Source organism: Desulfotalea psychrophila LSv54, from assembly GCF_000025945.1.
GTDB lineage: Bacteria > Desulfobacterota > Desulfobulbia > Desulfobulbales > Desulfocapsaceae > Desulfotalea > Desulfotalea psychrophila.
The window spans coordinates 1736577-1760562 of the sequence record NC_006138.1 but is presented as its reverse complement, the minus strand read 5'-3'; the positions used below and the strand labels follow the sequence as shown (position 1 = coordinate 1760562).

Annotated in this window: 25 protein-coding genes; 10 read left to right on the top strand and 15 right to left on the bottom strand. The window is 44.7% G+C overall.

Going from position 1 to position 23986, the window contains the following annotated elements; translation table 11 throughout:
• Positions 1-142: 142 nt before the first annotated feature.
• The gene (locus tag DP_RS07995) at positions 143-1450 is read left to right on the top strand and encodes a hypothetical protein (RefSeq protein WP_156792233.1); all 1308 of its coding nucleotides are present in this window, start codon (positions 143-145) and stop codon (positions 1448-1450) included.
• A 63-nt stretch (positions 1451-1513) separates the two neighbouring features.
• Here the strand turns inward: DP_RS07995 and DP_RS07990 are convergent, their stop codons facing one another.
• The 11 genes from DP_RS07990 to DP_RS17910 all read right to left on the bottom strand — a co-directional run bounded on the left by DP_RS07990 (position 1514) and on the right by DP_RS17910 (position 10967).
• A complete protein-coding gene (locus tag DP_RS07990) occupies positions 1514-1717 on the bottom strand; it encodes a hypothetical protein (RefSeq protein WP_011188818.1) in 204 nt (67 codons plus the stop codon).
• A gap of 9 nt (positions 1718-1726) precedes the next feature.
• Positions 1727-3658 (bottom strand): terminase gpA endonuclease subunit, encoded by a 1932-nt coding sequence (locus DP_RS07985; protein ID WP_162096640.1) that lies wholly within the window; start codon positions 3656-3658, stop codon positions 1727-1729.
• A gap of 35 nt (positions 3659-3693) precedes the next feature.
• Entirely contained in the window at positions 3694-4269 is a 576-nt protein-coding gene (locus DP_RS07980; protein WP_011188816.1) for a hypothetical protein, read from the bottom strand.
• A gap of 270 nt (positions 4270-4539) precedes the next feature.
• Complete coding sequence (locus DP_RS07975) at positions 4540-4866, bottom strand: hypothetical protein (RefSeq protein ID WP_041277783.1); 327 nt, start codon at positions 4864-4866, stop codon at positions 4540-4542.
• 17 nt (positions 4867-4883) lie between these two features.
• Positions 4884-5273, bottom strand: a complete 390-nt coding sequence (locus tag DP_RS07970; RefSeq protein ID WP_041277782.1) for a hypothetical protein — start codon at positions 5271-5273, stop codon at positions 4884-4886.
• Positions 5263-5598: a hypothetical protein gene (locus DP_RS07965; protein WP_011188814.1), complete on the bottom strand. Its 336-nt coding sequence runs from the start codon at positions 5596-5598 to the stop codon at positions 5263-5265. The genes DP_RS07970 and DP_RS07965 overlap by 11 nt, the downstream gene beginning before the upstream one ends.
• A 79-nt stretch (positions 5599-5677) precedes the next feature.
• On the bottom strand, positions 5678-7264 hold the full coding sequence (locus DP_RS07960) for a toprim domain-containing protein (protein WP_162096639.1): 1587 nt from the start codon (positions 7262-7264) through the stop codon (positions 5678-5680).
• Positions 7265-7616: 352 nt separating this feature from the next.
• On the bottom strand, positions 7617-9362 hold the full coding sequence (locus DP_RS07955; protein WP_162096638.1) for a phage/plasmid primase, P4 family: 1746 nt from the start codon (positions 9360-9362) through the stop codon (positions 7617-7619).
• 344 nt (positions 9363-9706) lie between these two features.
• The gene (locus DP_RS07950; protein ID WP_041277780.1) at positions 9707-9970 is read right to left on the bottom strand and encodes an excisionase family DNA-binding protein; all 264 of its coding nucleotides are present in this window, start codon (positions 9968-9970) and stop codon (positions 9707-9709) included.
• Between the two features lie 9 nt (positions 9971-9979).
• Positions 9980-10495: a phage regulatory CII family protein gene (locus DP_RS07945; RefSeq protein WP_156792232.1), complete on the bottom strand. Its 516-nt coding sequence runs from the start codon at positions 10493-10495 to the stop codon at positions 9980-9982.
• Positions 10496-10772: 277 nt separating this feature from the next.
• Positions 10773-10967: a hypothetical protein gene (locus tag DP_RS17910; protein ID WP_156792231.1), complete on the bottom strand. Its 195-nt coding sequence runs from the start codon at positions 10965-10967 to the stop codon at positions 10773-10775.
• 71 nt (positions 10968-11038) lie between these two features.
• On the opposite strand from DP_RS17910, the gene DP_RS07940 reads away from it, so the two are divergent.
• The 7 genes from DP_RS07940 (at position 11039) to DP_RS07905 (ending at position 17908) form a co-directional block, all read left to right on the top strand.
• Positions 11039-11488, top strand: a complete 450-nt coding sequence (locus tag DP_RS07940) for a helix-turn-helix transcriptional regulator (protein WP_041277778.1) — start codon at positions 11039-11041, stop codon at positions 11486-11488.
• A gap of 119 nt (positions 11489-11607) precedes the next feature.
• Positions 11608-11970 carry a hypothetical protein gene (locus tag DP_RS07935; protein ID WP_011188809.1) on the top strand — a complete coding sequence of 121 codons (363 nt, stop codon included), beginning with the start codon at positions 11608-11610 and terminating at the stop codon, positions 11968-11970.
• 468 nt (positions 11971-12438) lie between these two features.
• Complete coding sequence (locus tag DP_RS07925; RefSeq protein ID WP_156792230.1) at positions 12439-14016, top strand: DUF4041 domain-containing protein; 1578 nt, start codon at positions 12439-12441, stop codon at positions 14014-14016.
• Between the two features lie 35 nt (positions 14017-14051).
• On the top strand, positions 14052-15200 hold the full coding sequence (locus DP_RS07920) for a putative phage abortive infection protein (protein ID WP_011188806.1): 1149 nt from the start codon (positions 14052-14054) through the stop codon (positions 15198-15200).
• Positions 15201-15329: 129 nt separating this feature from the next.
• Positions 15330-16778: a KAP family P-loop NTPase fold protein gene (locus DP_RS16770; RefSeq protein WP_011188805.1), complete on the top strand. Its 1449-nt coding sequence runs from the start codon at positions 15330-15332 to the stop codon at positions 16776-16778.
• Between the two features lie 157 nt (positions 16779-16935).
• Positions 16936-17229 (top strand): hypothetical protein, encoded by a 294-nt coding sequence (locus DP_RS07910; protein WP_156792229.1) that lies wholly within the window; start codon positions 16936-16938, stop codon positions 17227-17229.
• 127 nt (positions 17230-17356) lie between these two features.
• A complete protein-coding gene (locus DP_RS07905; protein WP_041277777.1) occupies positions 17357-17908 on the top strand; it encodes a hypothetical protein in 552 nt (183 codons plus the stop codon).
• 431 nt (positions 17909-18339) lie between these two features.
• Here the strand turns inward: DP_RS07905 and DP_RS07895 are convergent, their stop codons facing one another.
• From DP_RS07895 to DP_RS07880, 4 genes are all read right to left on the bottom strand, one after another.
• Positions 18340-19668 (bottom strand): cyclic 2,3-diphosphoglycerate synthase, encoded by a 1329-nt coding sequence (locus DP_RS07895; protein WP_041278515.1) that lies wholly within the window; start codon positions 19666-19668, stop codon positions 18340-18342.
• 193 nt (positions 19669-19861) lie between these two features.
• Positions 19862-20527, bottom strand: coding sequence for an amino acid ABC transporter permease (locus DP_RS07890; protein WP_011188801.1), 666 nt, complete (start codon positions 20525-20527; stop codon positions 19862-19864).
• A gap of 18 nt (positions 20528-20545) precedes the next feature.
• A complete protein-coding gene (locus DP_RS07885) occupies positions 20546-21331 on the bottom strand; it encodes an ABC transporter substrate-binding protein (protein WP_011188800.1) in 786 nt (261 codons plus the stop codon).
• A 25-nt stretch (positions 21332-21356) separates the two neighbouring features.
• The gene (locus DP_RS07880) at positions 21357-21878 is read right to left on the bottom strand and encodes a CD3072 family TudS-related putative desulfidase (RefSeq protein WP_011188799.1); all 522 of its coding nucleotides are present in this window, start codon (positions 21876-21878) and stop codon (positions 21357-21359) included.
• 412 nt (positions 21879-22290) lie between these two features.
• On the opposite strand from DP_RS07880, the gene DP_RS07875 reads away from it, so the two are divergent.
• Entirely contained in the window at positions 22291-22668 is a 378-nt protein-coding gene (locus DP_RS07875) for a hypothetical protein (protein WP_011188798.1), read from the top strand.
• A 274-nt stretch (positions 22669-22942) separates the two neighbouring features.
• Complete coding sequence (locus DP_RS07870; protein WP_011188797.1) at positions 22943-23977, top strand: hypothetical protein; 1035 nt, start codon at positions 22943-22945, stop codon at positions 23975-23977.
• Positions 23978-23986: the final 9 nt, after the last annotated feature.

The window sequence follows — 23986 nt, the reverse complement described above, 5'->3', positions numbered from 1 at the left end:
TTTTTTTATGTATCACCTCAGTTAGAGTTTTACAGAGGGTGGAGTGGCGACAGTCTACCTATTACGCAAAATTGTGTGTTATACAGACCTGTATAACACCTTGTTAGAAGTTTATGTTAAAACATCGACACCCACGGAAATAATGAAAGAAACAGATATTATTGGTGAAGAATTTGACAATATCATGCGACTTATTGCAAACAATTCTCTTAAGATGCAGCAATTTGAAATCTATGCACCGTTATTAAAATCATTAGCTCATAAAAGTAGAAAAATAACAAATAGGCCAAGATGTTGCGTGTATCCGAATTGCAATTCACTAAGTATTAAAAGATCACACTCTATTGCTAAAGGTAATTCTCTTAAATATATAGCGGATCAAGGGCATGTGCTTCAGCCCGTAGTTGATATATTTGCGAAAAATTTGAAAGTTTCAATGAATCTTGTAGGTATAAAGAGCGCATCAACTTTTCCTGGATATTGTGAAAAACATGAACAGATATTCCAAGTTATTGAAAATGGTGAAATCGACGAAGACTCTCTTATTCAGTTACAGACTTTTAGGGCTATTTGCAGAGAGATCGTATGGTTAAATATTGAAATTGATAAAATTCAAAATCAAATAGAAACATATAGAACAGCAATCGAGCAAGAAGCATTAGGCATATTAAGGCATAGGTTGAAACAACGAGGAATTGAGCAAGAATTAACAAAAATCAATATCAAAAATATTGACAAATTACTGATCAGCTTTCAAGGAATGGAAAAGGATTTCGAAAAACGCCTAGCTTATCTTAAGAGACTTTCCGAACAAATACTAAATGAATACAATAATCAAACAATAGAGGAGGAGAGAGCAACAATCAATCATGGTATTTGCATTAACCATAAATTTCCAGTTTCTCTTTGTGGGTACACAGCACTGGCCTATGGTAATAAAAAAAGTATAAAAAAAATGCTTTTAATGACAAATATAATTCCAATGGAAAATTGTACCTATATTTTTTGTTATGCTGATAGAGTGCATAGTATTTTTTTTAAAAATATTATAGATTATTACTTCCAAAGCTCACTCACCATTTTATGTTTTATTGAAACATTCATGATGCATAGCAGCGATCATTGGTTTATCAACCCAACTTATTGGAAATCATTCAGTAAGAAAAAACAAGAAATGATACTCAGCGAAATATTAAATGTAGACAGGCTGATTACTGATGAATTTCACTATTCAATCTTTGATGATGTTAGAAAAATAATTTTATGCGAATACCAAAAACACACATATCGTTGGTCAGATATAGACCGTATTATGGTAGAAAAGGAAAATCATAAATTGACGAATATTTCCAGTTATACTCCTTTTACAGAAAATCAACATATCGAAATGATAACAAAATACTGGTCAGAAAGAATTAATAAAAACAACTTGCGGATACTTGATATTTAGTAAAATAGGTTTCTAACCAGTCATTGAACATGGATTGCGGAGACAGCCCCGCAACCAGTTAATTCATCGTTGAGTTACCCCACACCCAGCAACAATCTGCTTCCTCTGCCACTCCTCAATGAGCTGACTGTTTGACTCCCATCTTCCCCGTACCTTAACTGCGGGGAAGCCACGGCTAACAATGGCCTGCCTGATGGTCTCTTTGTTTCTGCCTGCGTAAGCGGTGATCTGATCCATTCCCACCAATATTGTTCCGTTCTTTTTCATGCTCTCCCCTTAGCCCAGTGTTGCGGCATAATCTTCAACCACTAAATCATCACTCATCTCTTCCTGCTCTTCCGGTGTTGGCCAGTAGCGGACACCGGCCACATCCTCTGCACAGAGGGCCAGACAGAAACAATCCCAGAGATGGTTATCTCTTTGCCCGATCTGCTCCCAAAAGCCCTTCTCATTTCGTGTTTCGGCACAGAGCTGTAGCAGATCTCCCCGGGAGACCTCGCTATAAAAGGAGATGCCCCCGGGATCACCGGGATTGATCTTGAGAATGCCATCGGCCTTATCCTTATAGTAGGTGGTATTGACCCGCACCCTCTTTAGCGCCCCCGGGAACCTGCGCTTATCACTACCAGGATAAAACTCGACATCGTTGGTGGAGTATGGGGTGGCCATGGTCTGCTGACCATTGGTGGGTAGTATCTGACCGTGACGGGAGGCGCAGAAATCGTAGACATCCGAGGTTCTATGGCCCATGGCATCCTGCAGGGAGAGATGAACGGGATAGATATTGCCATTTTTATCCCTGTACTCATTGCCCCAGAGCACCTGAACCACGGCCTCGAAGGTGAAGACAAAACCACAGCGAAGAAGCCAACGCTCCGGCGCCCTGCCATAACCCACGGCCATGACCCAGTACCAGAAACCATCGTCCTGGGTATCGACCCCGGCAAAGAGACCTGCCACCCCTTGAGCCGGTACCTCGGTTGCGGGGAGATCATTTTTCAGCCGGAGAAGACTCGCTTCCGCCCGTTCTACGATCTCCGGTTTCCACGGTTTTGCCTCGTGGCCGTTTTTAAAATCCTTCAGGGCCTTGAGACGTTCTTCGGCACTGATATTTTTATCCACGGAACGGAGGAAGTCGTGGGCCACCTCGGAGAGGCTGACCATATAGCTTGTCCAGGAGGGGACGATAAAGCCGATGGAGGCAGGCCGGTGCTTTTGCAGATAGCGAAACATTTCCTCCCCCTTTTCATAGAGGGTCTCGCCCTTATTATCCACCATTCGCAGGCGCCAGACATCACGGCGAATGGCCTTATTGCGATCGTTATCATCCCACAGGGCGGCACATTCGGGGCAGATATAACGGGCAAGCTTTTTACTGAGAATCGTTTTACGGTCAATACTGTGTCCCTCCTCATCGTGGGGCCAGTGGAAGGTGTCGTGGCTAAAGAGCATCAGCACCTCTTCATGACAGTGGGGACAGCGCACCCATTGCAGGAAGACTGCCTCGGTCTCCTTCTCTATGATCATGTTAATATTGCCCGCCTCGGTGGTGGGTGAAGATGAGATGAAGACCTTGTAGGTATCACCATAGGCCCTGGGACGTTTCAGCAGCAGCTCGATCACGCCGGTCTCCTCCTTACTCCCCCCATAACTTGGTTTATCCACCTCCTGCATATCCACATAGCGCAGGGATCTATCGGCGGTCTGAGCGGTTGAACCTACCCAACCCACCTCCCAGGTCATGGAAGAGAGGGCCATGGAGGTGTTGGTGAAATCGTCCCGATGGCCCGAACGCAGACGGGACAGAGAGGGAGAACCGGCAACCATGGGCTGCAGTCTCTCTTTCATGGATCTCTTGGCCGTTACCTCATCGGGATAAAAGGAGACCGCAGGACCAGGGGCAAAGATGGTTGCCCAGGCGATGATGGTATCTATCAGGGTGGTCTTTGCGGTCTGCGGTGCAGCCATAATATGCAGACGACGGACAAAGGGAAGCACGGCCGCATCCATGATCCCGCGCAGATGGGGGGTGATATCAAGGCTGAGATAGTTGCCGGCAAGCTGACCCTTAACAATTTTCCTGTTTTTTGGGGCCCACTCACTCGGAGCCTGCCATTTTTTTTTGCGCAGGACCCGTTTTTCCGCCTTAGAAAACGAGGTGGTATGGCAGAAACCCGTCTTCTGCAGACTCTCCGGGATATAAGACATATTCTTCACCTGGAACATCTTCACATTGGGGGGACTCAGCACGATTCCACCTCGCTCTCTATTTGCAGGTTTACAGTAAAATCATCGATACTCGCATAGTGCGAGAGCTGTGCATCTTTTTTCTTCAGAAGAAAATCAAGCAGCAGGGTTGTCTTGTCGGCCATACCGCCCACCAGGGCCACCATCTCGGCCACGTTGGATTTTATCAGATAGTCCAGGCCGTGATCGAGCACCACGGCACGGCTGGCAAGTTCCAGCTCTACCTTGGAGCGCTCAATATATTTACCCCGGAGGATATCGAGTTTAAAGCGCTCGTGCTGTTCCGAGGTGGTGATCCGGTCAATCTCTTTTTTGGTCTTCTGTTTGGCAAGGTTCTCCTCCGCCTCGCCCACCGTGCTGCCCAAACCGATATGGACCAGCCATGTTTCGGCATATTTTTTCACGGCCTGTTTTGAGTAGAGACCGGATCTGTTTTTTTTGAGTTTGCCATCCCCGCAGTGGTTGTAGAAGGTCTGCTTTCTGAGTTGCCAACCCGTCTCCTGCAGATAGCGCAGCACATCGGCTTTTTTATTTGTCTCGGTATAGTTTTGCCAGCTGGGGGTGTCGGTCATTTTACTTGTTCCCTTTCCACATTATTTATCGCGGTTACAGCATATATTTACATTCCCGGCAGGCGAAGCTGATTTTCCTCGCCCGGCAACAGCTTGCGGATTTTCTTTGGTCTGGCGGCTTTTCTTCGTTGGTTGGCGAGCTGTCTTATGCGCTCCATATAGTCACTACCACGTGGGCGGCCACCAACGAGGCCCATTGCCTCTTCCTGCGCAACAGGCCCTACAACAGTCCCATCCTCTTTTCATTTCTCAAACATTCCCTCTCCCTCCCTAGCTTCTTAAATAACAACTGTAAACGTTCCGTAAAATTCGTTCTTTAAAGGCATCATCCCAATCTGTTCCGTCATAATCGAAATGATTAAAGAACAAATCTCTGACAGCAAAATGAAGTACATCTCCCATTGCCCCATTTACATAGTCTCTTCTTTCAAGCTCAATTACTCTCTTCAGTAACTGACCTTTTGACATACTCTCAATTTCTTCTTGCCTGAACCCCAAGAAATCTTCAGTAAAGCTTTCTTCGAATTCTGTTTCTAAAGTTTTTTCAAAAATATCTTTCCCAAAAGCCCTATCTACATAACTCGTCACGTCCCCCATATTCCCCCCCCATTTCTTTACTGACGTCTTTCTTCTATCTGATGAGCAATCGCCTGAAGATCGTAGATAAAACCAATATCCTGCCAAAATCCCTGGCAAGCCCTCTTGTCGCCTCCTGGAGGATAGGTACGTCCTTTCAAGACCATCTTTTTTTCGATACAGTCTGCAATTTGAAGCAGTGCTTCTTCGGGATCCGTTGAAAGAACCAGGTATCTTTTCTTTTTTACTTCTTGGCCCTGCACCTTATCTGTCATCTCAATCACCTTTGTCATAGTCAGCAGAGGTTCTCTCTTTTGTTCCCCTGAGCTTTTGCTCAACTCACAGACCAGAAGCAAGAGTTCGTCTCTGCTCAGGCCTTCAACTCTCCTACGCAGCTCTTCATCGGGGATGATGGCTTCAAGACTCATGGCCTGCCCCGGCAGTCTCGAAGAAGGCAGACTGAAGCTTGTCTACCCCACTCGCCAGTTTTTCCATTTTCGACTTTACCTGGGTAAAGGCATCTTTAATCGCCTCCTCCTCAGTATCGCCCAGGCCCTGTAGAAGACAGGAGAGGCAATCGGGCTGGCCAAGAGAGCTCAGGGCACTGCTCCATCCCATGAAATCGTCAAGGCGCAGAACGGCATGATATTTTGAGGTATCGTTGGTAAAGCCAAGGGTTCCGATATCTTTACCAGCAAGAGAAACCACTCTTCTTGTTTTTACAGGCTCGGCTACATCTTTTATCTCAAACATTTTTTATTCCCCTTTTTATCTCTATAGCGGCGATAGCCGCCTTGATTCAGTTCTTTTCCATCCATAGTGGCGTAGCCACCTAGAGTCTCACTGCGCTCTGGGGTTTCTCAGGCCCATCTTGCGTGCAAGGATCACCGCCATCCTCACCCGCTTCGATTGCCTCGCCTCGGCTTATGTAACCGCCGAATACTGTTTTTATATTTATTGCGGCCGTGGCCGCCTTGAGTCTCTCTTCGTCGTTCATAGTGGAGACAGCCGCGCCCAGCTTATCTATTTCATAGGCCGTGAAAACGGGCAGGCCCTGATCCGTCAGCTCCTGCCATTCCTTGTCTTTAGACGGAACCACATAGATAACGGTGCCGTTGGGCAGGGTCATGGAGAATGATTTTGAGTTGGAAGGTACGACAGGGCCCTTAATCTTTTCAGGTTGGGGACAGGCAACATCCGAGTCTATAGATGCCTTTGCCGAAGGCTCTATTATTTGCGCTCCCCCTCCCCCCCTGTTGAGCTTACGCGCAGGGAGAAAGGCTTCGTCCTGCTTTGGGACAGGAGCTGGGGTAGAACGAGGACGTGATGGTTGCAGAGGCAGTCCCCTTTCAATCCAGGCATGAAGATCGCCGCCGGCGGCAAACATTTCACCTGGATCTTTGCCGATGGTTGTTTTGTAATACTTGGCGTGGCGATATTTCTCCTTCCACATATCTGCAACTTTCTCGGCCTTATCTTCGGCATCAAGGGCCACCAGGACAACAGGCGCCTGTTCGAGAAGCTGGTCAAGCTCGGGATCAACACCAGAGCCAAGAGAACCAACGGCAATGGCCGCAACATCTACATGAGCCGAGGCGACTGCCATGGCATCAAGCTCTGCCTCGACGATCACGGCACCGCGAATTTTTCCCTCCGGAACAAGGGCCATGGGCATATTGCCCGCCCCCCGCATCCAGTTATATTTAAGATTTGGCAAAAACTTGGCCCGGGCCTCCGGCGATCTGCGAATCCGAATACGGTGCAGTGATCCACTTTGATCAAAAATGGGAATCAGCAAACCCTCCGGAACCCAGAGTTTATCCTTACCTTCATCAACCGGTAGGCCGATCTTGTTCTTAAGAACCTGTTGCTGATGGCTCAACCAACCCAGGGAGAAACGATCCACGGCCTCGGCATCAATGCCACGAGATGCCAGATAGGCCAGTTGCTCCGGAGTCTCCAGAAGTTTTTCGTGGGCCTTCTGTACCAGAGCATCCGCCCAACTTACCCAAACCGCTTTAGGGTATTGAGGCTCCACCATTGGCAGAGTTTGCTGAACCTCCTCTTCCTGGCGAGGCCTGCTTGGGCGACGATAGGCAGGGCGTCTCTTGGTGGCAGGAGCTGAACCATTACCGAGTCGGCAATGAGCTGCTGCAGGGCAGGAATCTTTCTGCCTGCAATCTCGGCCAGCGTAATCATGAGCATCTGGGCAGTTCATGCTCTCCCGCTTTCGGAGCCAGGTGATGATGTCGCCGCGAAAATTGCAGGCGTAACATTTGAAACCACCATCGAGCAGGATAGAAAACTTATCGGAGGTTTTGGATCCGCCACACTCTGGGCAGGGCCCGGTGAAACGGTTGCCTTTTTTACGAAGGCCATGCTCTGCTGCTATCTTTCGAACTATGCTTTCTGTATTCATGATCTCCACCTTTTTCATCCTGTTGTCCTGCCCCTATCCTGCCTCGTCATCCTGCTATCCTGCTTTTTTTTCCTCCATCCTGCTGTCCTGTCTCTATCCTTTTTTCATCCTGCTCTTAACTCTTTATTTTTACATATAATTATTAACAAACAGGATAAGAGGATATATAAGTCTCTATACAAAGAGCTAAGAGAAGTTTTATAAGCCAGTTAAAGAAGCTTTAAAAACTCTTATGTGTGCGCGTATAAGGAGACGCTGTCCTGCTGTCCTGCTAGTCCAATTTTTTCAATTTATTTCAACAATATAGTTGCCATGATAGCGACAGGACAGGCGCAGGATGGCAGGATAGAGTTTAAGAGAGGGCAGCTATACTACTGGCCTTCGCATCAATTGCACCCAGCTCTGCCACGCCATGAACTAATTCAGGACGAATTCGAAAGTGGTAGGCCCAGAGCTTCCCGCCTATTTTTTCAAGCGAGTAGCCACGTTCCTTAAGCTCTTTGGAGAGGGTATTCTTATGCGGCACCTTATTATCCCGGGAGTCGATGGTATCCTTCCAGAAGTATTGAAAGGCTTCATACAGGTACTTAAACTCCATGCGCATATTTTCCCGATCAGGGACGTGCTCAACAATTTCACCTAAGAATTGACCTATATAATCTTCTTTTTTGGTGAGATCTTCCCGGGCCTGAAGGACACAATCTGGGATCAGCAGACCATGCTCATCCCACTCCAAGCACCCTTCGACCAACCACTTCAAAACGCCCTCACGACTCTCCCGACTCTTAAGCTTTGCCTTGAGATCCTTATTTTTCTTTTTAAAACGGCCTTTGAGTGCAGGGTATTTCCGTTCTTCTGCTTCGATATCATCCACATAGCGAAAGGGAAAATCGACCAGGACTAAACGTTGGGTAAGAGAGAACTCTTTGGTGAGTCCGTAAGGGATATTATTGGTCTCAAGAATGAGGGTGTGAGTCGGAGTAAACGTCTTTTCAGATTTAAAATTTTTACGATAGTTAACCTTGTTACCACCGGTAATACCCTTGATGAGGCCGCCATCAATTTTTTGGCCCTTGTTGGTTTCTGCTCCCACAACAAGCCTCTTGCCCTGGAGGGCATACATATGTTCGGAGGTAGCCGATGGTGGTGGCTCAAATTTTTGTTCAATAAAGAGAGATCGGTTTGCCTGATGATAGTAAGCACCAAGTACACTGGTTATCGTTTCAAGAATGGTACCTTTGCCGTTTCGTCCAGGCCCGATGAAAATTGCCAAAAACTCTTCGTTGACGTTACCGGTGATGGCATAGCCAAAGAGTCGTTTCAAAAAGGCAGGCAGGAGATCGGTGCCTTCAATCTCTGGGCAGACACAGATATCTTTTATAATCTCTTCAAAAAAGGAGTAGTCAGCATCGGGATTGTAGGCAACATCGATCTGCTTGGTGAGCAGATCTGAAGGCCGACCATCCATAAGAAGGCCGCGCTTAAGATCAAGCACCCCGTTGGCGCAGGGAAGAAGCCATTTTTTTTGATCCAGATCATCGGAGATAGCGGCTATTCTACGGTCAACTTTTGGGGCAAAGAAACGCGCCTTCATAATTCGTTCCCGGCTTCTCAGCACCCACGCCCTTTTGTTATAATCTTTGATGGTGGAGGTCATCCACTTGGGAGGAACAAGAGGCTTCTGCAGAAGAGTATCAATTTTTTTCTTGGCGTCCTCTTCTTCACACTCAGCCTTAATCATCGCGATTTTTTCGTTGCGCTCTTCATCGAGCTTAGCCAACTCCTGGTCCCGCTGTGCCTCTACATGAAAGGCATACTCTTCATAGGCCAAAGCCACCTGTTCAGCTACATCAACGGTGGTATCGAACTCATCAAGTTGCCAAACATGGCCCACCCATTTGTACCACTCCCCTTTATCGTCAGGAGCTGTGACATAGAGGTATCTATCCTTAAGAATTGCCGCAAGAAGCAAACCATCACCACGCTCATTAGCACCGAAACAATCCCTGATAAAATCGAGATCCTGCAAAACGGGAGAAAGCACTTCGCCTTCATCACCCATCAGCTCCTGACTACTTTCTATAATTTCATGCTCCATCCTAACAACCATCCTTTGTAATGTGATGCAAACCACCTCAAGCCAGATTGCTTACCAGCGTTGCATCTATCAATTTTTTTTATACTAAAACGCTGTATCCCCCGTCAGCACTGGGATACAGCAAATTCCACAATTCCAACCAAACCAAAAATTTTCACAGGCTCATCTGTCGAGCTGCTTCCACCCGTGCTAACTCATTTTTCCCCAGAAGGACCCGTGGACATTTTTCACACAGGCCCCTTCTCTGCCAGATCACTCGAACCCAGGGGTTGCAGGGGATCAATCAACCTCTCTCCTGCCGGATCTACCGACGAAAGGGGCACGGGGAAAACATCAAGCCCCATCTACAAAATAGATAGCGCTGATATTCTCCCGCCACTCTTCGCCGTGGCCAACTCACTCACCTTGAATCGATACGACTTACGAGGTGGTGCATAATTGCGTAACTGCTTTGACTGAACACGGCGCCTCAAAGTCGCAATAGAGCAACCCATATAGACGGCTGCCTCATCAATAGAGATCATCCGATCGTTGTTGGTAATCTGCATCAACAACCCTCTGATCTCAGATAACTCGGCTTTAAGTTCTTTATATTCACGCTCGCCCATAATCCCCCCTCACCGAATAGTTGAATGTCGTTCAATACACTGTTGCGTCTGGATAAGAGCAACAATGGCCTTCTGGATATCGGCCACACACAGCGCACGTTCCTGGTTCGTTATTTTGCCCGGGCTCTCTTCAAACCATGCAATCCTGATGGTCTCGATAGCCTCACCCGATCGCTTCATTGTGCGAGAAACATTGCTGAGCACATCTGAATTCACATTTTCAATAACAGGAGGGGTGGGAACAAAAACACCACCGAGAAGAAGGGCAACATACTGGCCAATGAGAAAGGCGCGATCAGGACGACCATCAGCCTCACGTATCATGGCAATGAGAGTACGAATACGAGCAAGAGGTCCAAACCTCCCCGTGGTATATTCAGCCTCAGTTTCAGGAGCCCGGCACCAACCACGAATAAGCTGTGGAGAGCATGACAATAAACGGGCTAATTCAGTGGCTTCACCACGATCCAGCACCGCATCCATCACCTCGTAATCTCTTGGATGTTTAGTTTCTCTCGTAATCACAACTACCCTCCAGCGACAAATTGGTATGTAATCAAAGTGCAAAGTGCCAATCTCTTTGATTTATCCTTGTAAGAAGCCCTGTCCCCTGCTAGGTTTGAAAGTGCCAACCACCAAGCCCGTATTGCGTCCAGGGGACAGGACAGATCTATTATTCCTTCCTTTAGGCCTCGGGTTTTTTTGAACTAAATCAAGAGGCCGTCTATGCAAAAAACAAACACCACTGCTGGGATGCTTCGTACAAACAGCTTGGTATGCTGATGCACAAAATCCCCTTTTTTTAGTTGTCTGGCCAAAGCTGATCTATAGGTTTATCAACGAGGTCAGATATGATTTTTCTAATGGGTGATTTTTTCACCCGTCCCGATATGACGCGGTAAAAACTTGAAGGCGGATAACCATATTCATCCGCTAACTCAGGAATATTTTTGCCGGTTACATAACCAATTAAGTGAATGAGTTTTTGTTTATCCATGCACACAGGATAGCGTAGATGACACGTGGTGACAACCAGTAATTTGAACTTAGTGGAATGTGGTGACTTACATGGAAGAGTTTTGCAAGCGATTACAAATGCTTATAGATTTAAAAAAAATTGAGCAAAAAGACCTTGCCCGAGCCATTGGCAAGAACCCTTCCCAGGTGAGCAAGTGGGTATCAGGGTTTGTTGGGACGCCACACCGGACCACACTCGTAAAAATAGCAGAGTTTTTTAAATGCGATATCGAATGGCTGGCAACTGGGGTGGGAGAACCGTATTCCTATACACCACCCAAAGGCGATGCCATCAACTTTGACTTCAAGACAGAAGCTCGCACGGCAACAAGCATTACCAATGAGCATCACAAAGAACTGATCGAGTGGATAGAAGAACAGGACGACGGATTAGACTACTGGGCACTTCTCAAGGCAAAACTTACCCAGGAGAGTCCAGAGTTCAAGGAATGGCTAAAAGCGAAGAGAATAGAGCACAGGCAAGAAAAGAAACTCGGTTAGAGGAAAACTTATTGCCTTCCCCAGTGTGACAGCGTAGTACATGCACAGGCGATAGTAAACGTATTTTCAATACGTTAGCAATATACACAAGTGATTTTTATGTTGCAAAAAAGGAAAAGATGAGAGGCTTACTAGGAATAACTATAACACTGATTTTGACCCTTGGACTCGCCACATCTTCCCTCGCCCAACAGACCGACACCTTCAACATCGATGGACGAAAAGTTAAGGTAAGCTATCGCCAGACAGGTAGCACAATCAAAACCAAGGGTTTCATCAAGGGCGGCGCCCCCTGCAAACAACTCAACGTCGACATCTTCCTGGACAACAGCAAAAAGGAAGACACTGCCCACACCGAGACAACGATCCGGCACTACAAAACCAAAGGCCGCAGCTTCTCAGCAGAGAGCGAAACCTACCTGCATAAAAAATACCGCTCCGGCTGGTACGTCAGCAACATCTATTTGCAGTGTATGGAGTAGCAGAAAGGTATTGCCAGAGGTTTTGAGCAAGAAAAAAAGCTAACAGAAAAGGGCAGGATGGACGAATGTGAAACCTGGCTCCATGCCGGGGAGAATGTCACAAAATTAAAATATACAACCATTCAGCACGGGGATCAACGCTATCAAGGCAAAGCAATCTCCGCCAACAATTTTAAACATCCTTTTCAGCATGTACCACATCGTAGTACCGCGCCATCCCCGCGACCATCCGAAAAGCACCTTCACATCTCCTTTGTCATAATTTTCCTGGCCACCATAATTTCTCTACTAGGTAACGATGATCGCTTCATCTCCGCATGGAATATTGCCCACACACAGCTTGCGATAGGCGTGCTGATACAAAACAAACGGGTAAAAATAATTAATTTTTCACCTATATACATAAAAAGACAAACTGTCTTTTGCCGATAAAAGCAGAAGTCAAGATCAAGAAGAGGAGTGGGTAATATGGAATATTTTTTTGGTATCCTGTTTTTCGTTTCACCTTTTGTAGCTATCTATCTATTTATAAAATTGAAAAAAAACAGATCAATCAACGATGGCTTGAGCTCTCGAATATCAAACCTTACCAAAGCCTTGGCAGAAGAAGAAGATTTACGAGTTGATGCCGAGGCGTCGATTAAAAGTGAAACAATAAAGCAAAATGAAATTTCCAAGGAACTACAACAAGCAAGGAAAGAATTAGAAAAATATGCTCCTATATTTGATGTAGAAAAGGAAGCCCTGAGTATAAAGGTACAGGCAAAATCAATCTTGAAAAAAGCGACTGAAAAACTAGAGGAAGCAGGACAAAGGGTAGATAGAGTACGAAGAGAAGCGAAGGAAAAAGCTGATAAGGTAATTGCTGCTGCAGAAGAAAAAGCCGAACAAATAGCTGGGGAAGCTTATGCTATCAAGCAAACCGAAAAGCAATTGAAAAAAGCTGTCACGGCCATGCGAAACACCATAAAGGGCTATGGTGCAGAATACCTCATGCCGCCCGACAGCCTGCTTGATGAACTTGCTGACCAATACGACTTTAAAGAAGCTGGGGAAAAACTTAAAGAAGCAAGAGTTCTTGTTCGAGATTTTGTTAAGAATGAATATGCTGCGACCTGCGATTATGCAGAAGAAAATAGAAAAAAAACGGCTATCAACTTTGTCTTAGACGCTTTTAATGGGAAGGTAGCAACCATCCTGTCCAAGGTAAAACATGACAATTACGGAAAGCTTCAGCAACAAATTATTGATGCTTTCAGCCTCGTAAATAATAATGGATCTGCATTTCGAAATGCCCGTATTTCCCCAGAATACCTCGCCGCCCGCCAGGATGAGTTAAAATGGGCAGTTGCAACCCAGGAACTTGCTCTTCGCGACAGAGAAGAACAAAAACGCATCAAAGAAGAGTTACGTGAAGAAGCAAAGGCAGCGCGAGAATACGAGAAGGCTGTTCGTGATGCTGAAAAAGAAGAGAAGATGCTTCAAAAGGCAATGGCGGAAGCTAGAAAAGAACTTGGAAACGCATCAGAAGAGCAAAAAGCACAATTTGAAATGCAGTTAAAAGAGCTTGAAGCGAAGCTTGCAGAAGCAGAAGAGAAAAATCAGAGAGCCATATCCATGGCCCAACAAACCAAAAGAGGTCATGTTTACGTAATTTCCAACGAAGGCTCTTTTGGAGAAAAAGTTATCAAAATTGGCCTCACTCGACGCCTAGAACCACTGGATCGCGTCAAAGAACTTGGAGATGCCAGTGTCCCATTTGCATTTGACGTACATGCTTTAATGTTCAGTGAAAATGCTCCCGCCCTAGAAAGTGAACTACATCGACAATTTGACCAATACAGAGTGAACAAAATTAACAAACGAAAAGAATTCTTCAATGTTAATATTGCCTCCGTGAAAGACTTAACGAGCAAACTTGGCATAGATACGAAATGGACCCTGGCTGCAGAAGCCAGAGAGTACCGAGAGTCGCTAGAGCTTAGGGGCCTAACAAGCATAGATGACCAAATAGCGACAACCGTAGATGGGCTGGCTGCTGCATAGCATAAGATCAAATCAACCTGCCCAGAGCTTAAAGAATGAAACCTACCTACACAAATGATACAAAAAACCATCTACCAAACTTCCTGACTATCATAGGCATAGCGGGTCTCTTGGGATTAGTTGTTGTTCCCAGTACATATTTCTATCACTTCCAGAGTGGGTTTAGCACAGCACAAGCAGACTGGTCAGCATTTGGCGATTTTGTTGGCGGATCTCTTGGCCCAATCCTCAGCTTTTTTGGACTTATAGCAATACTGCTAACCCTTCACTTCCAAGCCCAACAACTCAAAACATCTCAAACTGAGCTAGCTCTCTCAAGAGAAGAACTCACGCTCACAAGAAAGGAACTGGCTAAATCTGCTGTAGCACAAAAATGTGCTGCTGACACAGCGGAACTGCAATACCAAGCTATACAAAAAGACAATTTTGAAAAAACGTTCTTCCACCTAATGAGTCTTTACAACGACATCGTGGCCTCTCTCGAATTAATCTCTGAAAATAAAATCGTTACCCGCAAAAAATGTTTCTCAGAGATCCTTCGCATCATGTCTTTTCAAATAGAAAACCGCGACTGCCATAGAAATCATATCATCGAACGTTATAATACAAGATACAAAGAGATAGAATCGTCTTTAGCGCATTACCACAAAACCCTCTACCAAATCCTCTTGTTCATAGAAACTAACGCAGAGGGAAAAAATAAAAAACAATATTCCAACTTCATTAGATCTCAACTTTCAACAGATGAAATCCACTTACTTTTTTTCCATGGTCTAAGCAGTTATGGATCCAAAAAATTTAAAATCCTTATCGAAAAATTTGAATTTTTCGAGCATTTGCCTATTAGTTCTCCAAACATTACGTGCAAAATGCACCTCTACAAATCAATAGCATATGGACAAAACGAGGATTGCCTAGCTGTGCGAGAATCATTCTCACAATTCTATCAAAGTGAAAATCCTACTCAGCTCAAACCAGAGCACCAAAAAATTTTATTGGGTCCAATACCATCCAAACTTCGTAAGCTAATAGGAGCAATACTAATATGCATGAGATACGAACCAATATATAGCTCTGAACAAATTAAAAAAAATAGTTTCTACGTAAGAATCAATAACACACCAGAAGAGACAATGACTATTACAGTTCAAGGCGTTGTTGAACAAATAATTTGCTCAGGTTAATCAATGAATGCTTACCTCACTAGAAAAGATATGTGATAGAGAGCGGGTAAAATAAGTGCAGAGTATATGAAAGGTTTTCACCACATTACAACAAATCTATCTACTTAGACGTTAAAATAATATTTTGATATGACTGAAGAGACAACACAAGACAACAACAAAATGTGGGCAGATGATCTTTTTAACCGCAAACAGTACGCTGATTTCTTGACCAATTACCTACTCAACAAAGAGAATTTCGTCCTCAATATCAATGCTGAATGGGGCGCGGGAAAAACTTTTTTCATAGACCACTGGGCAAAAGATCTTAAAGAAAAATATCCCACAGTTATCTTTAATGCTTGGAAGCACGACTTCACCGAAGAACCACTCTTGGCTCTTGTATCGGCTATAACCCGAGAGCTATGCTCTTTGCTTGACCAAGATGGTGCTAAAAAGAAAAGTGAGGACTGGACAAAAAAAGGGACAAAAGTTGTAACAAAACTACTGCCAATTCTAGCAAAAGGACTCATCAAAAAGGCAATTGGTCAACAAGAAGGAGAAGCGCTCCTTCAGCTCACAGCTGAAGATGAAAGCACAGCAGAAAACATAACGGAAGCACTAACAAAATCTTTCAACAAAGAAATTTCCGCAATAGAAGATTTTCAAATAGGATTAAAAAATCTTCTCAATGAAATTGAAACGAACAGCGACATAGGAGAAAAACTACCTCTTTTTGTACTCATTGATGAGCTAGATAGATGCCGCCCACTTTTTGCTATTGAGCTGCTAGAAAGAGTAAAGCACCTTTTTAACATGCCAGATATCCATTTTATCATCTCCACAGACACCAAGCAGCTCGCCCACTCTGTATGCGCTATTTACGGCGAAAAATTTGATGGAAGAACGTACCTTCGACGTTTTTTCGATCAAGAGTTTACCCTACCAGCCCCAAGTAACCTTGATTTTGCGAAAGTCCTCTTTAAAAACTTTGATTCTCAAGAGAGGAGCATGTCACATGACTTCAGCCAACAAGGTAGATCAGAGAAAATATCTACAACAAAAGCACTATTTATTCCCCGTGGTTCTCCCAAAAACATGGAAAGCATCCTCGTTTTCTATGCTTTGACAGAGATATTCTCACTAGACCTAAGAACCCAAAAACAATGTTACGAACGAATAGAAGGTATTGTTAACAATCTAAGTGGATCGGGAAAAATAGGTGCTTTATTTACTATTTACCTAGTACTAATAAAAGAGAAATTTCCTGATTTTTTTGAAGAAATTTTCAAACCTGGATACCAAGGGCCATCCTTCCCAAATAACACCGAAAGGGGCATCAACAGTGTTATTTGTTATAAGCGTTTCCGCAATACCAATGACCCAATACTAGTAGAAGAGATAACATTAGCCTCTATCATCCAGGAATACTTCAAATGCTATAAAAAAAAAATATCCAAAGAAATTTTTGACAATATGTTAAGTGAGGGTACTTTGGGTTCAAATCGAGAGATAAACAACATTATTAGGAACATCGATTCTATTGAATCGATAGAATCATACCCAGATATTGTAAGACTTGCGACCCAATTAGAGTAACATACATCAATGCCAATCTTTCTCATCATGCTCAACGATAAAAGGACAATGCTCACGCATTCGTTCACAAAAGAACTACACAATTATTATGAATAGAAGAAATTTTATACAGTCTCAGGGCGCAACATGCCGAAACTGGCACTGGAGTTGGTCATTTGTGAATCACACAGACAAAGTAGTTATTTTCGGGGCATGGGACATAGATATAGACACAGATAACTCCATGATATTATGTGAGACATGGCAGTTTAACAAAAAAGGAAGAAAAAATTGTGGCTACAAACAGTCTTTAGAACATGTTCTTTTAATCGATAACGAAGGCTATCAACTCAAGACATTTCCTATGAAACATGCCAAAACGAGTAACGGATCCTCCAAAATAAGCGATTTCACCCCTCATCTGGCAGATAAAAATTTAAGAAAAAAAGGCAGTGGCTGGTGGGCATATTGAAAATATGCGTCCATTCCCTTGGATATCACAACAAAATAAGCGTTTCCGCCCCTAAATTCTAAAAAACAACCTTTTACCTATGCCAGCTATAACGACATTAGCAAAAGGCCTTGGAGAGCACCTACCAATGGAACTAACTGAAACAGCTAGGCTTTTAACAACTTTAATATCGGTAATCGGCACTTTCACAGTGACGCTCCACTACTTAAATCAATCAAGAAAAATCCGAGTTGAACTGCTCAAAGAACTTGATGAGGCTTTAGCACAAAAAAGCAAACATAGGGTCTGTGAAATTTTCCGACTAATTTACGGTTTGAGAATGAGCTACTCAAACATTTTAAGATTACTAGATGATGATAAAGTCAATATTTTAACATATGTATTGTACAGAACGCCAGGCATGGTCACCTTTAGCGATGGAGCGTTTCAATACAGTGGTCTTTTTAAAAAGACATGGTGGCATAAAATAGATACTTTTGTGAATAAAACATGGGGATTATCCTCTATTTTAATAATAGTTCTTAGCTGTGTTGGAATGATTTTTTTCCCAGGGGTATATTTCGCCCCATTTTTTATCACTAGCATTTTCTTTACACTTTTGTTTGCTCTAAGTTTAAGGCAGACAAGATATACTGAAATGGTGGACGATCTCGTAACCGAAAGCTCTCTTGAACAGTAAATTTAAATCAAAAGACTAGCCCCAACAGGATAATGATGCCAACCCATTACCTGAAAACGACAGGCACAAGTGAGCGCATAAATGAGCGCAACAGAATCAAAGCAAATATTAAGTTCTTTTAAAACAGACATATACAAACAAAGTTGACGATACTTAAAATCTCGTGGCCCGTGCTGGATTGACTCACCCTGGCACCATAAGCCAAACAACAGAGCCTTTCCCAAACCCCGTAGCCCGTAAGGAATTGCCATTTTCCACCTTCACATAGAGGCTAACAGGGGCCACGTTTTCCCTCTGCTACAGCGGTCTATATGGCAACTCATCGGCAACATAAACTCAAGAAAGGGCGCTGAATCGGCCTGGATTTTGCGCTGATTTATGGCCCGATAAGAACCCGCCCTGCCTTCAGCCCCTTTAATAATTTTGGGACATCAGGTAATAAGCCCGGCAAGGAAGGAGAGGAGAATACTCTCCAGGTCGGGCTGACCATGATCGCTGTAGTCATAAGAAACCTGCAAGAGAGGACGATTGATGGAGAGCAGTCGATCCAGCCTGATCGGGGTGGCCAAGAGGACAAGATCACAGGCAACACTGTTGATTGTTTTCTCAAGATCAGCAATCTGAGCAGGACTATAGCCCATTGCCGGTAGCAGCGGACCGATATGTGGGTATTTTTCATAGGTTTCTCTGAGGGTTCCGACAGAATAGGGGCGGGGATCAACTATCTCTGCCGCTCCATACATCTCTGCCGCGATCATTCCGGCACCATAGGACATGCCGCCATGGGTAAGAGTCGGCCCGTCTTCAACCACAAGTACCCTCTTGTTCTTAATGAGCCCCTCTTCACTGACAGTGATTTTTGAGTCGGCCAGTATTATTTGCGCTTGGGGGGCATGCAGCTCAATATTATGCCGAACCTGTTCTATCTGTTCAGGGACGGCGGTATTAACCTTATTAATTATGGCAATATCAGCCATAAGCATATTGGTTTCCCCCGGATAATAGAGGAGTTCATGACCGGGACGATGCGGATCAAAGAGGACGATATGAATATCCGGCAAGAAAAAAGGGATATCGTTGTTGCCACCATCCCAAATAATAATATCAGCTTCCCTTTCCGCCTCCTGCAGAATTTTCTGATAATCAACACCTGCGAAAACCAGAATGCCAAGGTCAACCAGATGCTCATACTCCTCTCGTTCTTCAATGCTACAGCGATGCCTTGCAAAATCATCATAGGAGGAAAAACGCTGCACTACCTGTTTACCCAAGTCACCATAGGCCATGGGATGACGGACAACCACAACCCTCTTTCCTCTTGCCATCAGAATTTCACATATTTTGCGGGTAGTTTGAGATTTACCGCAACCCGTTCGCACTGCGCAAACGGCAATTACCGGTTTAGCTGACTTGAGCATTGTCGATTTGGCCCCAAGCATAATAAAGTCTGCATCCTCTGCCATGGCAATCGAGGCCTGGTGCATTACCTCAGAATAGGGCACATCACTATAGGAGAAGGCCACCAGCTCAACCGTATGCCTGCGAATAAGGGAGGCAAGCTCTGTTTCAAAATAAATGGGAATACCCGTTGGATAAAGTTTACCTGCCAACTCGGTTGGGTAGAAGCGACCTTCAACCCCAGGAATCTGGGGCGCTGCGGTAAAGGCCACGACCTCATAGTGGGGGTTATCCTTGAAGTAGACATTGAAATTATGAAAATCACGACCGGCACCACCCATAATGATCACTTTTTTAGCCATATTCATCTCCCCTCAATTTAATTTATATTGCTCCTCTACGCTGTCTGCCCCCATCCATATTATACGTATTTCACCGAACTTAGTCTAATGCAGTCCCCTCCAGTAGCAGAAAGCGAAGAGCACACAGAGCCCCCCTCACATTTAAGAGAGGGCACTGAACCTGCCCGGTCATTGCTAGACGTATGGCCTTCTCCTATGAAATACGCCCTTGAACTTTGTATTTTTTTTCGAGATATTTGGAGAGCAGTGTCATGACAAAAGTCATCATAAAATAAAGCATTCCAATGGCAAGGTAGATTTCAAAAGCCCTAAATGTTCTCGTGTAAATAAGCTGACCTACCCTGGTCAGCTCGGTTATCGCCAAGACAGATACCAGAGAGGTGTCCTTTAAAAGAGAAGAAAAAGAATTTACAAGAGGCGGAATGGCGACCGTAAATGCCTGAGGAAAAATAACATAGACCATAGATTGAAACCAGGTCAGCCCCAAGGCATATGAGGCCTCCAGCTGATCCTGATCAACCGATAAGAGTGAACCTCTTATTATCTCGGAGATATAGGCCCCACCATTCAAGCCAAGGCCGAGACAGGCTGCCGTAAAACTATCCATGGATATGCCAATGGTTGGTAGGCCATAGTAAATAAAAAAGAGCTGAATCAGCAACGGGGTCCCTCGAAAAAACTCTACGTAGGGAGAAAAGAGAAGATATAAACTCCGTGACCGATATCTGGCAACCCCCACTATCAAGCCAAACAACATCGCAAGAATAAAAGAAAAAAAGACTACCTTCGCTGTTGCCCAAACCCCTTGACAGAGCATAGGGTAGGCAGTTTTTAAAATTTCAAATTTAAAATCAAGCATGTAATTTTTTACGCCGTATTACTGGACAGTAAGCCACTGGTTAACAATCTTTTGATATTTGCCATTCGCCTTAAGTTTGGCCAAAGATTCATTTATCTTCTGGGTCAAGGCATCGGCTCCTTTATCCAACACGGCCACAATATCAGCTTTTGCAAGAGGCTCGTCCACAATCTTATAGGCACTATCACTCTTCATATGATTAACAGCGTAGGCATAACCTACGAAAACGGCATCAATTCTCTTGGCCTTAAGATCAGTAAAAGCCTCGGGATTATAATTATAACGTTTGATCTCTTTAAGTCTTCCCTCCATACTATCCGCCAACTGCTCACTGCCGGAGCCAAGCTGAACGCCAATAACTTTTCCAGATAGGTCATCCTTATCTTTAACTATTGTATCATCTTGACGCACCACAATAACGTCAGGGAGAGTATAGTATACATCGCTAAAATTAGTGTTATCGCGACGAGATTCGGATTTTGCCATACAGGTAATAAGGACGTCATAATCACCCTTTTTCAAACCACCTAACAGCCCCTGCCATTCGGCATCAATAAGCACTGCTGCCACCCCCATTTCATCGGCAATCGCTTTGGCCAGAGCAATATCAAAGCCCTCAAACTCACCCGTTTTTACGTTTACAGACTCGAAGGGCGGATACTGAGCACAAAAGCCAACTCTTATCTCGCCACTGTCCACGACCTGTTGCAGAGAAGAGTCTGCCTGGGCTGATATCCCCGTAAGGAGAAATAAAGATAAGACTATAAATCCAAAACAAAATTTCTGCTTTTTACTGTTTTTCATTCCAAGGCTCCTCAGCGTACATTTTTTATTCTTTAATATTTCTTTCATCAACAGCCCAAAACGGTAAACTAATCTCTTCTGCAAGCAGCATCTCCTGCAAAACCTCAAAAAACACTCCTCGACCAGGCACCATTGACATATTATCTCTCTGCCTTTCAATGTCCTCTTGGCAGCAAATTTCTCCTCCAGTAAATCCTATACAGGTTTCTTCAACGCCACAATTAGGACTTCCATCCATACCGATGACGCCCTGTATTTCATAGCCAGCATCAACAAAAGCCTTTATCTGGTTCAAACTGGGGGCAAGAATCTCCCTACAATACTTTCTGAAGTGCAGGGTATTGTATTGATCCCGTGTCATCCCCCAACGGTTTTGACCAAGATAACCAGACTCTGGACAGGGCAGTTGGACCAGGCCTACACCGTCGGCAATATACTGAGCCACCACACTTTTATAGACCCCGCCACATGTGGCCAGAGGGGTGATTTTAGCATTACTATTGAGCAAACAATGACAAAGAATTATAATTTTTTTGCTGCGATTCATATTGATCCTTTTAAAATATCCTGATTGGCCAACTCATTCGGCAGAGGCAAGAGCCCCCCCCCTCCACCGACAAAACTGTCAGGGAACCTAGTTTTTTTACACAAACAATTCAAATAGTTATTATCTATAAAGAAAATAGGTGATATAGAGATAGCCAATACTAAAGCTGGAATAAGCATCACCCTAAGGACAAAGCGAAGGCAGGATAGGCCGAATGTCTTTACCCACAGGTTACCTCATAGCCCACATCCGGAGAGTCAAAGCAAAAGGGCGATTGCCTTAATTTTCTGTTGAAAGAGGCTCTCCCCCCTGCTAGGCTTAAAGGTAGCAGTAGCCAAGCCCGTACTGAGTCTTGGGGAAGAGGGCCAAGTCCACCCCCGGATCTATTTTCTATTAAACAGAGAGGCCGTCTATGCAAAACCCAAACACCACTGTTGGAATGCTCCGTATAAACTTAAGCTCTATAGATCCAGAGACTGAGGTAACATTTGGCTCGGCAAAATTTTTGAAGCGACCTCTGATCTTCCAAGAAATTAAGCGCTATGGCCCCAAGATCGCCCTTGTCGTCCTTGATGAGTTGGACAAATCCTCCGGCACCAATGCCTCAGAACAGGCATGCAGAATCACCGTTGGCCATTTCCTCGATCTGCTGAATCCATACGAAGATGACGACGAGGTAAGCTTTAGCGCTGACAGTGAAGGGTCTCCCCATTTTTTTAAAGCGGCTAAACAGATTGTTGCCATCGACCTTGACCAACCAATTAGGGGCAACTGGCGTGAATCTTTCTAGGCCAGGACGGGATAGCAAGGACCTTGACCCTTTCAGGATAGGCAGGAATTGACACACTGATCAGCGTTTAAAACAACTCTTAAACAGAGTCATCTCATCTAGCCCACCTCTGCACCTTGCCCCCCATCCCCTAGCGGGGTAAGCGCATCACATCCTCCGCAGATGTAAGCAGTTAACTTTTGGCCATAACAGATAAATAACGTAAGCTAGATAGAGGAGTGGTTAAAAACAGAGATTGGCACCATAAACCGGACTTGAAACGCGAGGGAGAGCCATGAATATATTGGGGTATTGGCTAGCGGCTATAATATCGATTGCCTTGACGGGCTGCACAGGAGTTGTGCAGCTAGAAACGGCCCAAACACTGTCAGCGGAACAGGCCATTGTCTTTGCCAAAGTCAATGTCATTGTAGAGGGCAAACAGATCAAGCTGAGCACCTCCGGTCTTGAAAACTCTTTGACCATCGAGTTCCGACGGGTGGGAAGCCCCGTAATAATGGAATACAAGGTCGACGAAAACGAGTACTTCTATTGGCCCTTGCCACCTGGAGAGTATGAAATTCTTGGCGTTTATGGCTTTTCCACAGAAACAGGCTGGCTATCCAGACAGATTTCACTGGCCCAACCTCTCTGGATACCTTTTATAGTAGAGGCTAAAGTCGAGGGCCTGTACCTTGGGGAAATCACCCTAAAATCACACAAGAATCAATCCAGCAACCAAAGGATAAATGATAATTATTCGGAGGCCGTCAAGGAGTTTCACAGGAGATATCCCGGGGCGAGTAAAGACCCACTGAACAGAGTAGTTAAGCTGAGACCTCTTGACCCCGGAACATATAGCAGAGTCTCTTATATATGTAATGGCGATTGGGGCGTTTCCTGTTCATCCACCAATATTGGCCTGAGCCCAACGTCTCCTGATCGTCTGCAAAATGCCAGAGTTACCAGCACAAGGCCAACCCTGCGCTGGTTGCCCTCATCCATACCCGGCATCAAATATGATGTGGTAATATACGAAGCCTACGATTCCACCTGGCGTAAGATCAATTTAGATCGATTGACAGGAAAAAGAAGATGGCGCCGTGGTCAACTTCTGGCATATGGACAGGGCCTTACAGAGACCGCGTTCACACCGGATGTTTCACTCAAACCTGGTACGACATATCTGTGGTCCATACGTCTGCGGCGCGGTGAGACAATATCAACCTGGTCACAGGTCAAACGCACCCTGAGCCATCCCGGAACATTTTGGTCTCACTCAGTTAAGCGACGAGAAATGTGGTTCAACTTCATTACCCCAGACAAATAGAACTGCCAT